This is a genomic window from Porphyrobacter sp. CACIAM 03H1 (genome assembly GCF_002215495.1).
GTDB lineage: Bacteria > Pseudomonadota > Alphaproteobacteria > Sphingomonadales > Sphingomonadaceae > Erythrobacter.
In genome coordinates, this window is the sequence record NZ_CP021378.1 from 1,531,758 (window position 1) to 1,545,079 (window position 13,322).

The window sequence follows — 13,322 nt, forward strand, 5'->3', positions numbered from 1 at the left end:
AATTGCCCGCACATATCTCGCGCTTCCGGCAAGGTTCCCGACCTGTTCCGGTTGAGCCGCGCGCTGCGGTCCCCTAATCGCTCCTACCGTGATGACCCGCGCCCCCTTCGCCGCCGATCCCGATGCGCCGGTGCTGCGCGAATTCGGCGGGCCGCAGAGTGCCGAGCGGCGGGGCCCGCGCAGCGCCTTCCAGCGCGACCGCGACCGGATCATCCACTCGATGAGCTTCCGCCGCCTGAAGTCCAAGACGCAGGTGTTCATCGCTCCCGACGGCGACCACTATCGCACCCGCCTGACACACAGCCTCGAGGTCGCCCAGATCGGCCGGGTGATCGCCCGGGCGCTGGGGCTCGACGAAGACCTCACCGAAGCCCTGTGTCTCGCGCATGATCTCGGCCATCCGCCCTTCGGCCATGCCGGGGAGGCGGCGCTTTCGGACGCGCTGGAGCGCCACGGCGGCTTCTGCCACAACGCCCAGGCGCTGCGAACGGTCATGCGGATCGAGAGCCCCTATCCCGATCACGACGGTCTGAACCTCACCTGGGACCTGCTCGAAGGGCTTGCCAAGCACAACGGACCCGTGAGTGCGCCGGGCTGGGCGCTGGCCGAACTCGACGCCGCCTTTCCGCTGGATCTGGCGACCTGGCCCTCGCTCGAGGCGCAGGTGGCGGCGGTGGCGGACGACATCGCCTACGACAACCACGACATCGACGATGGCCTGCGGGCAGGCTTCCTCCAGCTCGACGATCTGCTGACGCTCGATTTCCTCGCAGACCAGTGGCGGGCGGTCGAAAAGCGCTTCCCCCATGCGCCCCGCGAGCGTTTGCTGCGCGAGATGATACGCGACCAGATCGGGATGATGGTGAACGACGTGATTGCCAACACGTCGGCCGCGGCAAAGGGCATGGGATCGGTCGCCGAGGTGCGCGCTGCCGGGCGGCAGCTGGCGGGCTTTTCCCCCGCCATGGCCGCGCAGGAGCGACGCCTGAAGGCCTTCATGTACGAACGCCTCTACTACCACCCCGAACAGATCGCCGCCGCGGAGCGTGCCCGCGATGTCGTTGCGCGGCTCTATGCCGCCTATGCGCAGGACGCGCGCCTGATGCCCGGGGACTGGCCGGCGCGCCTCCCCGCGCAGGAGCCGCAGCGTTCGCGCATGATCGCCGATTTCATCGCCGGCATGAGCGACCGCTTCGCGATGGAAGCGGTGGCGCGCATCTACGGGACAAGGCCGGAAGGGTTGATCAATGTATGAGCCGCGCGTGACGGGCCCCGTGCGGGTGGCGCTGGTGGGCGCGACCGGTCTGGTTGGCCGCGAGGTGATCGCCACCGCCAGCCGCGGGGACGAGGTGCGCCTGCTCGGCATCGCCCGGCGCGAGGCGCCGCTGCCGCCAGGCGCGCGGATGGAGATGTTCGTTTCCGACCCCGGCAAGTGGGGCGATGTCATGGACGCGGTGCGCCCGCGCGCGCTGATCTGCGCGCTCGGCACCACCTGGAAGAAGGCGGGCAAGGACGAGGCCGCGTTTCGTGCGGTCGACCACGATCTCGTGCTCGCCACCGCCGAGGCGGCCAAGCGCGCAGGTGTGCCCAACATGGTGCTGGTCAGCGCCGCGGGGGCCGACGCGCGCTCCAAGACCTTTTACATGCGGGTCAAGGGCGAGACCGAGGAGGCGTTGTCGCGTATCGGCTTCAAGCGGCTCGACATCCTGCGCCCCGGCCTGCTGCGCGGGCAGCGCGAGGACGATCTGCGCTTCGCCGAGCGCGCCGCGCTGATCGCTGCGCCGCTGATCGATCCGCTGCTCTCCGGTTCGTGGACGCGCTATCGCTCGATCGACGCCGCGCTGGTTGCCGAAGCCGCGCTCGGGCTGGCGCTGCGCCGGGCGGGCGGGCGCTTCACCCACGACAACGAGGCAATGCGCCGCGCGGCGCGGGAATGGCGCCGCGTCGGCGAGACGGGAGAGGCGGCATGAGCTGGGATGCGGTGTTCGGTGCGGTCAACCTGCTGGCGCTGCTCGGCTGGGTGGCACTGATCGCATTGCCGCGCTGGCCAGCGCTGCTGGCGGCAGTGCTCTATCTCGGCGTCGGGCTGCTGTGCCTCGTCTATGCCGCGGGCCTGATCGGCGTCGTCAGCGGGCTGATCCCCAATCCCGGGGGCGGGGGTGCGGATTTCTCGACCATCGACGGCATCCGCGCGATCTTTGCCACCGATGCCGGCGTGACGATCGGCTGGACGCATTACCTCGCCTTCGATCTCTTTGTCGGCCTTTGGATTGCCCGTGACGGCGATGCGAAAAACATCTCGCGGTTCGTTCAGGCTCCGGTGCTGTTCGCGACGCTCATGGCCGGACCGCTGGGGCTGGGCCTGTGGCTGCTGATCCGCGAGCCGATCGCCCGGAGGCAGGGCCGCTTCCGCTGACAAGGAAGGGCTGGACGACGCCAGACGGTCGGCTAATCTCCCGGGCAAAAAGCCTTAGGGGAGAGAGACCGGCATGGCCCAGATTGCGCAGCACCGCCTGCTGACCATCGATGACATCCTGACCCATTGGGCGGCTGAGCAGCCCGATGCACCTGCAATCGAAGGCACGGGCCATTCGTTCAGCTATGGCGAGCTCGACCGGCTGTCGCGCCAGATCATCGCGCTGCTTGCAGCACGAGGGATCGGGGCGGGCGACAGGGTGGCCTTTCTCGGCAAGAATGCGGCGGCCTACGGCCTGCTCTATTGTGCCTGCGCCCGGGCGGGGATCGTGATCGCCCCGGTCGGCTGGCGTCTTGCTCCACGCGAGATCGCCTACATCCTGGCCGATACCGGAGCAAAGCTGCTGGTGGCGGCGCCCGATTTCGAGGAGCTTGCGGGCAAGGCGATGGCGGAGCTGGCGAGCCCGCCCGAACTGCTCGGCGATGCAGCGATGCTGGAGGCGGCGCGCGCCTGCGACCCGGCGCCGTTCACGCCCTGCGGCGCGGATGATCCGATCCTGCAGCTCTACACCAGCGGGACCACCGGCCATCCCAAGGGCGTGCTCTTGTCCAACGCCAACCTTACCCGGCTGCGCAACGAAGGGATTGCGGCGGGGCTGACCTACTACACCGATTACCGACCCGGCGATTGCATGATGGTGGCCATGCCGATCGCTCATATTGGCGGCACAGGCACCTTCAATCTCGCGATCATTGCCGGCATCCGCTGCCGCTTCGAGGCCGAGTTCACGCCCGCCGGCGTGCTCGAGGCGATCGAGGCGGGGACGACCCATATGTTCCTCGTTCCCGCCGCGCTGCAGATGGTGATCCAGCACCCGCAGGCGGCAAGCACCGACTTCTCGAACCTGCGCTATCTGATCTACGGCGCCGCGCCGATGCCGCTGGAACTGCTCAAGCAGGCGGTGCAGACAATGCCGAATACCCAGTTTCTCCAGGCCTATGGCATGACCGAGACGACCGGCACGGTCTCGATCCTGCCGCCCGAGGACCACACTCTCGAGGGCAACCAGCGGATGCGCTCGGCCGGCAGGGCGCTGCCCGGGGTCGCGATCGAAGTGCGCGGGCCCGACAATGTCGAGGTGCCGCGCGGCGAAATCGGCGAGGTCTGCATCCTCTCACCCTCGAACACGGCAGGCTACTGGAAGCTGCCCGAGGCGACCGCAAAGACGATCGATCCCGACGGCTGGCTCCACACCGGAGACGCGGGCGTGATGGACGAGGACGGCTACGTCTACATTCAGGACCGTATCAAGGACATGATCATCTCCGGCGGCGAGAACGTCTATCCGGCCGAGGTCGAGAGCGCGATCTACGGCCACCCCGCCATCGCCGAGGTCGCGGTGATCGGCGTGCCGAGCGCGAAGTGGGGCGAGGAGGTCAAGGCCTGCGTCGTGCCCAAGCCCGGCTGCGAGGTCGACGAGGCCGACGTGATCGCCTGGGCGCGCGAGCGGATCGCCGCCTTCAAGGCGCCCAAGAGCGTCGATATAATCCCGATGATGCCGAGGAACGCCAGCGGCAAGATCCTGCGCCGCGAACTGCGCGCACCCTATTGGGAAGGGCAGGAACGGCAGGTCTCGTGAGGTGAAGCGTCACGCACCCGCCACCCTGCGCAACCGCGAGCCCATCGCCGATGTGCTCGCGCGCGAACTGCCCGCGACCGGCACGGTGCTCGAGATCGCGGCGGGGACGGGCGAGCACGCGGTGTTCTTCGCCGGGCGTTTCCCGGCGCTGGAATGGCAGCCGACCGATCCTTCCACCGAGGCGCTCGCCTCGATCGCGGCCTACCGGGAGGATTACGAGGGCGCGAACCTCGCCGCTCCGCAGCTGCTCGATGCGGCGGCACCGGAGAGCTGGCCCGCGCGTCAGGCTGCCGCGGTTTTGTGCATCAATATGGTCCACATCAGCCCCTGGGCTGCAACCGAGGGGCTTTTCCGGGGTGCTGCCCGATTGGTGGGCAGCACTGGCGGTCCGCTGATCATTTATGGCCCCTTCATTGAGCAGGGCGTGGAGACGGCGGCATCGAACCTCGACTTCGATGCCAGTCTCAAGGCGCGCGATCGGGCTTGGGGCCTGCGCGAGGCCGAGGCGCTCGATGCGCTCGCCGCGCGGCACGACATGGCCCGCAGCGCGCGCCATGCGCTGCCAGCGAACAACATCGTGCTGGTCTATCGCGCCGTCTAGTCGATCGCGCGCTTGCCCGCCCGGCCGACGGACTTGATATCGTCGCCGAGCCCGTCGACCGTGTTGCAGGCGGTGGTGCCAAGCGCGAGCATGGCAAGGGCGGCGGTGGCGAGCAGGTTGCGAATCATCGGCAGGTCCCTTTTTCGTCGATCTTGGTGGATCAACGCATGAACCGGCTTAAGTTTTCCTGACAAGGCCTGCGTGGCCACCGCCGCCCCGGTTCTAGGGTCAGATTTCCTCCTTCACCTCGCGCGAGGCCGATTGCAGGTCCTCGCCCGCGCCTTCGACGGTGTTGCAGGCGGCGGTGCCAAGCGCGGCAGCGCCAAGCGCAAGGGCGGTGATGAGAATGCGACTGTTCATGGCAGGGTGCTCCTTCGTGATGGTCCCTGGGAAGGCAACCGGAGCCGCGCTGCCCAAGGTCCATCCTATTCGCCGGAATGCACCCGGGATCGGGCAAGCTGCCGCTCGCGCCACGCGATCAGGAGGCCGGCGCCGATGATCAGCGGCGCACCGAGCCACAGGCTTGCGGGCGCGGCGCGGTCGAAAACATAGAAACCGTAGAAGCTCGCCCAGAGCAGCGCCGTGTAGTCCATCAGCAGGATCACCGCTGCCGATCCGAAACGCAGCGAGGTCGTCAGCAGCATCTGCGCGGCCGCCCCGACCAGCCCCATCCCGAGGATCAGCGCCCAGGTGACAGGATCATGCGCGGCCCACACGAAGGGCAGGGCCAAGGCGGCAACCGGGGTCGAGAGGGCAGCGAACCAGAAGACGATGCTCCACGGGTTCTCGGTGGTGTTGAGGTCCTGGATCTGGAAGCTGATGACCGCGACCATGAAGGGCGCGACCAGGCCGACGGCCACGCCTGCCGCCGTCACGCCTTCATGCAGGCCGCCGAAGGGCTGCATCACCACGATCACGCCCGCAAATCCCATGGCCACAGCGCCCCAGCGATAGGGGCCGATGCGCTCTCCGAGCAGCACGATCGCGAGCAGCACGGCGAAGACGGGCGCAGTGAAGCCGAGCGTGGTCGCCTCGGCCAAAGGCAGGAGCAGCACGGCGCCGTAGGTGAAGACCATGCCGACCCCCCCGGCGGCGGCGCGCCGGGCATGGGCGGGCAGGCGCTGCGTCCTCAGTAGCGCCAGACGGCCGGTCAGGGCGAGGCCGCCTGCCAGCAGGATCGTGGTCAGAAGCTGGCGCCAGAAGATCAGCTCCACGAGGTGCGCGCCGCGGCTCCCGGCAAGCTTCACCAGCATCCCCATCGTCGCGAGCGCGAAGGCGGCCAGCAGCCGCACGCCGAGTGCGAGGAGGGGGCGGGGGCGGGCGATCGAGCCATCCATCGCTGGCGGGCTTGGCCGAGCAGCAGGGATTGCGCAAGCGCCGCGCGCGCCTACATGGGCGCGCGATGGACCTGCCGGCGAACCTTATCGCGCAATTCGAACTGCTGAGCGATGCGGCGCAGCTGGCGCTGGCGGGCGGGGCCTTGTGGCTGTTTGCCGGATTTGCAGGGGTCATGGAGCGACGCCGGACGCGCGGGCGCAATCTGGCACGGCTCGAACAAGTCGGTTGGGTGCCGTGGACGGGCCTGTTCATGCTCGCCGCGATCCTCGGCGGCGGGTGCCTCGCGATGAGCCTGCCGGTGGTGCTCGGCGCGTCCTAGCCGATTACAGGCAGGCCTCCAGATAAGCCTGATCGAAGCCGAACTGCCGCGCCTTTTCCAGCGTGTAGGGACGCAGGCCCGACGAGCGGAATTCGCCGAGGATCTTCCCGTCCTCGCTCTCGTCGAGATATTCGAACTTGAACAGCTCCTGCGTCACGATCACGTCGCCTTCCATCCCGATCACCTCGGTGATGTTGGTGGTGCGGCGCGAACCGTCGCGCAGACGCTTCACCTGCACGATCAGGTCGACCGATTCGGCGATCTGGCGACTGATGGCTTCCTTGGGGATCTTGATGTCGCCCATCAGGATCATGTTTTCCATACGGCCAAGGCATTCGCGCGGGGAGTTGGCGTGGAGCGTACACATCGAGCCATCGTGACCGGTGTTCATCGCCGCAAGGAGGTCGAAACACTCCGCGCCGCGGATTTCGCCGAGGATAATGCGGTCCGGACGCATACGCAGGGCGTTCTTCACGAGGTCGCCGATGGTGATCGCGCCTTGCCCTTCGAGGTTCGGGGGGCGGGTTTCGAGCGGCAGCCAGTGCGGCTGCTGCAGGCGCAGTTCCGCCGCGTCCTCGATGGTCAGCACGCGCTCGCCCGGGTCGATCATCTTCGACAGGGCGTTGAGCATGGTCGTCTTACCCGAACCGGTACCGCCCGAGATGACGATGTTCATCCGGCACGCGCCCGCGATCTTGAGCGCGGTGCACATCTTGTCCGACATCGAGCCGAAGTCGCGCAGCATGTCGAGCGTGATCGGCTTTTCGGAGAACTTACGAATGGAGATCGCGGTGCCGCGCAGCGAGAGCGGAGGGACGATCACGTTCACACGCGAGCCGTCCTTGAGGCGGGCGTCGGCGAGCGGGGTGGTCTGGTCGACGCGGCGGCCGACCTGGTTCACGATGCGCTGCGCGATCTGGAACAGGTGCTGCTCGTCGCGGAAGCGGATCGGGGCGAGTTGGAGCTTGCCCTTCTTTTCGATGTAGGTCTGGTCCGGGCCGTTGACCATGATGTCGGACACGTCCGGATCGTTCAGCAGCTCCTCCAGCGGACCGAAGCCCAGCAGCTCGTCGATCAGCACCTTCTCCAGCGCGAACTGTTCGCGCCGGTTGAGGGTGACCTTGAGCTCGGCCAGCACTTCCATGATGATCGGGCGGAATTCCTCGGAGAGCTCCTCCTTGGACAGCGTCGCCGCCGCTTCCGGGTCGACGCGCTCGAGCAGGCGGGGGAGCACCTGTTCCTTGATCTTGTGAACGCTCGCCTCGAAGCCGCCGACCTCCGAGTTCGCCTCGTTGACAGCGGCCATGCGCTCGTTGAGCCGGTCGATCGCCTCCGAGGTCGAGGCGGGGCGGGCCGGGGCGGGCTGGGGTGTCGGAGCGGGGCGGGGCGGCACGGCTTCACCGGGGATCGGCGGGAACTGCTCACCGCCGCGCGGAACCGCACCTGCGCCCTTCATGGGTCGTGCGACACCGAAGGCGGGCCGCGCGCCCGGCTTCATTCCGCCTGCATTGCCCTTTTTGCCGAATGCGCTCATTCCCAGCCCCCGAGGGTCTCAATCAATCTGGCACCTCGCCCATGACAAGCGAAGGGTGCGTCACGAAGAATGGTGAATAGGCGGTAATGGTTGTTTTTTTCCTAAGCTGCCGAAAGGGCAGCACTCGCAGGGCTTGCCCTCGCGCCCGGTGCGGGTAGAGCGGCGGTAACGGTCACAGGGGACGAGTCAGGCGTATGTGCGGGATTATCGGGATCGTCGGCCAGAGCAGCGTTGCCGACCGGCTGGTCGACGGCCTCAAGCGGATGGAATATCGCGGCTACGACAGCGCCGGGATCTGCACCCTGCACGATGGCGCGCTGGTGCGCCGCCGCGCCGAGGGGCGCCTCGCCAACCTCGTGACCGTGCTCGGCGCCGACCCGGCGCCGGGCAATGTCGGCATCGCCCACACCCGCTGGGCCACCCATGGTGCGCCGACCGCTGCCAATGCCCACCCCCATGCCACGGCCGAACTCGCCATCGTCCACAATGGGATCATCGAGAACTACAAGGAACTGCGCGCCGAACTCGCCGCCAGGGGCCGTGTCTTCGAGAGCGAGACCGACACCGAAATCGTCGCCCACCTCATCTCGGTCGAAGTCGAGGCAGGGGCCGATCCGGTTACTGCAGTGCGCGCCGTGCTGCCGCGCCTGCGCGGTGCCTTTGCGCTCGCAATCGCCTTCCGCCGCCACCCCGATCTGTTGATCGGCGCGCGCCTCGGTTCGCCGCTGGTTGTGGGCTATGGCGAGGATGCCGAGGCGGGCGAGATGTATCTCGGCTCCGACGCCCTCGCGCTCGCCCCGCTGACGCAGCGCATCGCCTATCTCGAAGAGGGCGACTGGGTGGTGATCCGCCGCGGCAGCGCGGAAATCTTCGACGTCGAGGGCAAGCCCGTCACCCGCGAGATCCAGACCTCGGGCGCGTCCGCCGCGGCGGTCGAAAAGGGCAATTACCGCCATTTTATGCAGAAGGAGATCTACGAGCAGCCCACCGTGGTGGCACAGACGCTCGCCTCCTATCTCAGGCGCTCGGACAATTCGGTCGCGCTGCCGCAGATCGATTTCGACCTTTCTGCGGTGCGCCGCCTCACGATCGTCGCCTGCGGCACCTCCTTTTACGCCGGGATGGTGGCGAAATACTGGTTCGAGCAGTTCGCCCGCGTGCCGGTCGACATCGATGTCGCCTCGGAATTCCGATACCGCGAGCCGGTGCTGGAGGAGGGCGGCCTTGCGCTGTTCATCTCGCAGAGCGGCGAGACCGCCGACACGCTCGCGGCGCTCAGGCACTGCAAGGCGAACGGGCAGACCATCGGCGTGGTGGTCAACGTGCCGACCAGCACCATGGCGCGCGAGGCCGATCTGCTGCTGCCCACGCACGCCGGGCCGGAAATCGGTGTCGCCTCGACCAAGGCCTTCACCTGCCAGCTGGCTGTTCTCGCCGCGCTGGCCGCGCACATGGCGGTGAAGAAGGGGCGCCTGACCCGCGAGCAGGAGGCCGAGATCGTTCGCCACCTGCTCGAGGCCCCGGCCGCGCTAAACGCGGCGCTCGAGCACGATGACGATATCGCGGCCATGGCGCACCTCGTCGCCCCTGCTCGCGACGTGCTCTATCTCGGGCGCGGGCAGGACTATCCGCTGGCGCTGGAAGGGGCGCTTAAGCTCAAGGAAATCAGCTATATCCACGCCGAGGGCTATGCCGCGGGGGAGATGAAGCATGGTCCCATCGCGCTGATCGACGACGCCGTGCCGGTGGTGGTGATCGCGCCCTCGGGCCCTCTGTTCGAGAAGACCGTCTCGAACATGGAGGAGGTGCGCGCGCGCGGCGGGCAGGTGGTTCTGATCTCGGACGCCCAGGGCATCGCCCACGCCGGCGAGGGCTGCATCGCCACGATCGAGATGCCCGTGGTCCACCCGCTGATCGTGCCTCTGGTCTATGCCGTGCCGGTGCAGTTGCTGGCCTATCACGTTGCGGTGGTGAAGGGCACGGATGTCGATCAGCCGCGCAATCTCGCCAAGTCGGTGACGGTCGAATAAGCCGGCCGAGCCTTAACCATGGCGGCGCGCGAAATTCTCGGGCGCTTTACCGGGGCCTAACCATTCGGCGTTAAGGCCGCGGGCGTGGGCAACAACCGCACCTCTTCCGCCTCGGCACCTTCTGCCGAATTGTCGATCGCCGATGTGCTCGGATTGACGCGCAATCCGGCGTTCGATCCCATGCGCCTGCGTGGCGATGAATATGCCGAACTCGCCTATGCCAGCCGCAACCGGATGCTCGCCAATGCGCTGGTAGCCTTCTTCACGGCTGCGGTCTTCGCGCCGCTGATCGGTTTTCTGGTGGTGGTGCCCTGGGCGGGTCTGCTTGCCTTCGTCCTCTACCGCTCGCGGCAGACCGACCTGCTGCTGGCGGCCAGCGGCACCCGCGTCGGGCCGGCCACGCTCGAGCGTTGGCAGAACCTCCACGCCATCGCCGGCGCAGCCTGCTGGGTGGGGGCAGTGCTGCTCTTTCCTCTGCTCTCGGGGGGCGCTCAGGCCTACACCCTGCAGATGATCCTGCTGACGCTGATGGTCGCCTCGACCTTCGTGTTCTCGACTTCCCCGCTGAGCGTCCTGCTTTATATCGGTATTCTCGGGCTCGGCGTCATCCTGTCGCTGGCGCTCGCGGGCCAGTGGCAGGCAGTGGGCGGGGCGATCCTGTTCACCATCGCCAGTCTCGTCGCGACCATCCAGATCCGCACCACCTTCGTGAAGGCGCGCCTTGCCGAGGCTGCCGTGGCGGAGAAGGAAGCGGTGGTCTCGCTGCTGCTGCGGGAATTCGAGGAGAACGAGGCCGACTGGCTGTGGGAGGTCGATCCGGCCCGGCGTCTGCGTTCGGTCAGCCCGCGCTTCGCCTTTGCGCTCGGCCGCGCCCAGGGCGAGGTCGAGGGCAAGCCGCTGCTCGAGATGGTCGCAGGCCAGAACTGGGCGAGCGGCCAGTTTCCGCCCAGCCTCCACGATCTCGCCGAGCGGCTGAAGAACCGCGAGAACTTCTCGAACATGCTGGTGCAGGTCTCGATCCTCGGCGAGGAACGCTGGTGGGAACTCTCCGGCACCCCGGTGCGCGACGAACAGGGGAGATTCACCGGCTTCCGAGGGGTCGGCTCTGACGTGACCGAACAGCGCAAGTCGTCGGAGAAGATCGCCTATCTGGCGCGCTACGATACGCTCACCCAGCTGCCCAACCGCCTCCAGGTTACCGAGGCGCTGGGCGAGGCGCTGCGCTATGCCGCGCAATGGCGCACGCGCTGCGCGCTGCTGATGGTCGATCTCGACCGGTTCAAGGCGGTCAACGATTCGCTCGGCCACATGACGGGCGACAAGTTGCTCGCGCAGGTTTCCGCGCGGCTGCAGTCCCTGATGGGCGAGAACCATCTATGCGGGCGTCTGGGCGGCGACGAATTCGCGATCGTGATCCGCGACGCAAGCCAGGTCGGGATCGTGCGCGATCTGGCGCGGCGCGTGATCGACCGTCTGTCGGAACCCTATCAGGTCGATCACCACACCCTCTACGTCGGTGCCAGCGTCGGTTCGGCCGAGGGTCCGCGCGACGGCAACAGCGTCGAGGAGATGATGCGTAACGCTGACCTTGCGCTCTACCGGGCCAAGGACATGGGCGGCGGCGAACATTGCCGCTTCGAACCGGTGCTCCACGCCTCGGCCGAGGAACGCCGCCAGCTCGAGGTCGCGCTGAGGAAGGCGCTGGGGCGCGACGAGATGGTGCTGCACTACCAGCCGGTGGTCGATGCGCGCAGCGAGAGCGTTGTCAGCTTCGAGGCGCTGGTGCGCTGGAACAGCGCCGATCACGGCTTCGTCAGCCCCGGCAAGTTCATCCCCCTTGCCGAGGATACCCGCCTCATCGTCCCGATCGGCCAGTGGGTGCTGCGACGCGCCTGCGAGGAAGCCCGGAACTGGCCCGAGCACGTCAAGGTCAACGTCAACGTCTCGCCCGAACAGCTGCTCGAACCGGGCTTCCACGATCAGGTGGTGCAGGCGCTTGCCGCCAGCGGCCTCAGGCCCGAGCGGCTCGAGGTGGAAGTGACCGAGAGCATCTTCCTGCGCGACGCCAGCGTTGCGCGCAATGCGCTCGAACAGGTGATGGCGCTGGGCTGCTCGGTTGCGCTCGACGATTTCGGGACCGGCTATTCCTCGCTCGGCTACCTCAGGAAGCTCAAGTTCTCGACGATCAAGGTTGACCGCACCTTCGTGCAGGGGGCGGCGCAGGGCAGCGCGGAGAGCCTCGCGATCATCAACGCGGTGGTGGCGATGGCCAAGAGCCTGCAGATGACCACGACCGCCGAAGGGGTCGAGACCTCCGAGGAAGCCGAACTGATCCGCAACCTCGGTTGCGACAAGATCCAAGGCTTCTATTTCGGCCGGCCGATGACCGCCGAGGACGCGCGCAGTCTGTTCGCCGCAATCCGCGAGCGTCGCGCCTGACGCCCGCCGTCAGGCCGTGGCGAAGCTCGACAGGATGCTCTCGAACAGCCGGCGTCCGTCGGCCCCGCCGAGCGCCGCCACCGCGGCCGGTTCGATCGCCCGTTCGGGGTGCGGCATCATGCCCATCACCCGGCCATTGGCGCTGAGCACCCCGGCAATGTCGCGCGAGGAGCCGTTGCAGCTTTCGGCGTAGCGGAAGGCGACGCGGCCTTCGCCCTCGAGCCGGTCGAGCGTTTCGGCATCGGCGTAGTAGTTGCCGTCATGGTGGGCGACGGGGATGCGGATCGTCTCGCCTGCCGCATAGCCTGCGGTGAAGGGCGAGGCGGCGTTTGCGACCGTCAGCGGCACGGTGCGGCATACGAACCGCTGGCCGGCATTGCGCAGCAGCGCGCCCGGCAGGAGGCGCGCCTCGGTCAGCACCTGGAAGCCGTTGCACACGCCGAGCACCGGAACGCCGCGCCCGGCTGCGGCGATCACGGCGCGCATGATCGGGCTGGTCGCCGCCATCGCGCCCGAGCGCAGGTAGTCGCCGTAGGAAAAGCCGCCCGGCAGGGCGATCAGGTCAAGCCGGTCCGGCAGCTCGGCATCGCCGTGCCACACGCGGATCGCAGGGCTGCCCGAGACCGCCTCGAGGGCCACCGCCATGTCGCGGTCGCAGTTCGAGCCGGGGAAGGTGATCACCGCCGCCCGGAACGCCATCACTGCGCGCCTTCGATGCTGAAGTTCTCGATCACCGTGTTGGCGAGCAGCTTCTCGCACATCTGGCGGATCGTCGCCTCGTCGGTGCCGTCGGCGAGGTCGAGTTCGATCAACCGGCCGATCCGCACCTCCTCGACGCCGGTGAAGCCGAGCCCTTCGAGCGCATGGTGCACCGCGCGGCCCTGCGGATCGAGCACCCCGGGCTTCAACCTGACGAGGACGCGCACTTGCATGACCTGATGCTCCATATTTCGCGAGGGACCGGCGCAGGGCCGTTGCGGCGTCGCTATAGCGTGTGACCGCGCGG

Annotated in this window: 14 protein-coding genes; 8 read left to right on the plus strand and 6 right to left on the minus strand. The window is 67.8% G+C overall.

Annotation, left to right across the window (positions count from 1 at the left end; genetic code table 11):
- Nucleotides 1-91: 91 nt before the first annotated feature.
- The 5 genes from CBR61_RS07235 to CBR61_RS07255 all read left to right on the plus strand — a co-directional run bounded on the left by CBR61_RS07235 (nucleotide 92) and on the right by CBR61_RS07255 (nucleotide 4,656).
- Nucleotides 92-1,255 carry a deoxyguanosinetriphosphate triphosphohydrolase gene (locus CBR61_RS07235; protein ID WP_088913756.1) on the plus strand — a complete coding sequence of 388 codons (1,164 nt, stop codon included), beginning with the start codon at nucleotides 92-94 and terminating at the stop codon, nucleotides 1,253-1,255.
- Nucleotides 1,248-1,970, plus strand: coding sequence for an NAD(P)H-binding protein (locus CBR61_RS07240; RefSeq protein ID WP_233996902.1), 723 nt, complete (start codon nucleotides 1,248-1,250; stop codon nucleotides 1,968-1,970). The genes CBR61_RS07235 and CBR61_RS07240 overlap by 8 nt, the downstream gene beginning before the upstream one ends.
- The gene (locus tag CBR61_RS07245) at nucleotides 1,967-2,416 is read left to right on the plus strand and encodes an ABA4-like family protein (RefSeq protein WP_088913757.1); all 450 of its coding nucleotides are present in this window, start codon (nucleotides 1,967-1,969) and stop codon (nucleotides 2,414-2,416) included. Before CBR61_RS07240 ends, CBR61_RS07245 begins: the two co-directional genes overlap by 4 nt.
- Nucleotides 2,417-2,489: 73 nt before the next feature.
- A complete protein-coding gene (locus tag CBR61_RS07250; protein ID WP_088913758.1) occupies nucleotides 2,490-4,055 on the plus strand; it encodes a long-chain-fatty-acid--CoA ligase in 1,566 nt (521 codons plus the stop codon).
- Between the two features lies 1 nt (nucleotide 4,056).
- Nucleotides 4,057-4,656, plus strand: a complete 600-nt coding sequence (locus tag CBR61_RS07255) for a DUF938 domain-containing protein (protein WP_088913759.1) — start codon at nucleotides 4,057-4,059, stop codon at nucleotides 4,654-4,656.
- On the opposite strand, the gene CBR61_RS07260 is transcribed toward CBR61_RS07255, so the two are convergent.
- The 3 genes from CBR61_RS07260 to CBR61_RS07265 form a co-directional block, all read right to left on the minus strand.
- Nucleotides 4,653-4,784 (minus strand): Entericidin EcnA/B family protein, encoded by a 132-nt coding sequence (locus CBR61_RS07260; RefSeq protein ID WP_088913760.1) that lies wholly within the window; start codon nucleotides 4,782-4,784, stop codon nucleotides 4,653-4,655. The genes CBR61_RS07255 and CBR61_RS07260 overlap by 4 nt on opposite strands.
- Nucleotides 4,785-4,884: 100 nt before the next feature.
- Nucleotides 4,885-5,016 carry an entericidin A/B family lipoprotein gene (locus CBR61_RS17225; protein ID WP_157696529.1) on the minus strand — a complete coding sequence of 44 codons (132 nt, stop codon included), beginning with the start codon at nucleotides 5,014-5,016 and terminating at the stop codon, nucleotides 4,885-4,887.
- A 65-nt stretch (nucleotides 5,017-5,081) separates the two neighbouring features.
- Nucleotides 5,082-5,993: a DMT family transporter gene (locus CBR61_RS07265; protein ID WP_088913761.1), complete on the minus strand. Its 912-nt coding sequence runs from the start codon at nucleotides 5,991-5,993 to the stop codon at nucleotides 5,082-5,084.
- 65 nt (nucleotides 5,994-6,058) lie between these two features.
- On the opposite strand from CBR61_RS07265, the gene CBR61_RS07270 reads away from it, so the two are divergent.
- On the plus strand, nucleotides 6,059-6,313 hold the full coding sequence (locus CBR61_RS07270) for a hypothetical protein (protein WP_088913762.1): 255 nt from the start codon (nucleotides 6,059-6,061) through the stop codon (nucleotides 6,311-6,313).
- 4 nt (nucleotides 6,314-6,317) lie between these two features.
- Here CBR61_RS07270 and CBR61_RS07275 read toward each other — a convergent pair whose 3' ends face one another.
- Nucleotides 6,318-7,847: a CpaF family protein gene (locus tag CBR61_RS07275; protein WP_088913763.1), complete on the minus strand. Its 1,530-nt coding sequence runs from the start codon at nucleotides 7,845-7,847 to the stop codon at nucleotides 6,318-6,320.
- 194 nt (nucleotides 7,848-8,041) lie between these two features.
- Between CBR61_RS07275 and glmS the strand changes: the two genes are divergently transcribed.
- Both glmS and CBR61_RS07285 read left to right on the plus strand, forming a co-directional pair.
- Nucleotides 8,042-9,877 carry a glutamine--fructose-6-phosphate transaminase (isomerizing) gene (gene glmS / locus CBR61_RS07280; RefSeq protein WP_088913764.1) on the plus strand — a complete coding sequence of 612 codons (1,836 nt, stop codon included), beginning with the start codon at nucleotides 8,042-8,044 and terminating at the stop codon, nucleotides 9,875-9,877.
- 180 nt (nucleotides 9,878-10,057) lie between these two features.
- Nucleotides 10,058-12,316, plus strand: coding sequence for a putative bifunctional diguanylate cyclase/phosphodiesterase (locus tag CBR61_RS07285; RefSeq protein WP_088915512.1), 2,259 nt, complete (start codon nucleotides 10,058-10,060; stop codon nucleotides 12,314-12,316).
- Nucleotides 12,317-12,325: 9 nt separating this feature from the next.
- Here CBR61_RS07285 and purQ read toward each other — a convergent pair whose 3' ends face one another.
- Nucleotides 12,326-13,015, minus strand: a complete 690-nt coding sequence (purQ, locus tag CBR61_RS07290) for a phosphoribosylformylglycinamidine synthase subunit PurQ (RefSeq protein ID WP_088913765.1) — start codon at nucleotides 13,013-13,015, stop codon at nucleotides 12,326-12,328.
- Nucleotides 13,015-13,248: a phosphoribosylformylglycinamidine synthase subunit PurS gene (gene purS / locus CBR61_RS07295; protein WP_088915513.1), complete on the minus strand. Its 234-nt coding sequence runs from the start codon at nucleotides 13,246-13,248 to the stop codon at nucleotides 13,015-13,017. Before purS ends, purQ begins: the two co-directional genes overlap by 1 nt.
- Between the last annotated feature and the right edge of the window lie 74 nt (nucleotides 13,249-13,322).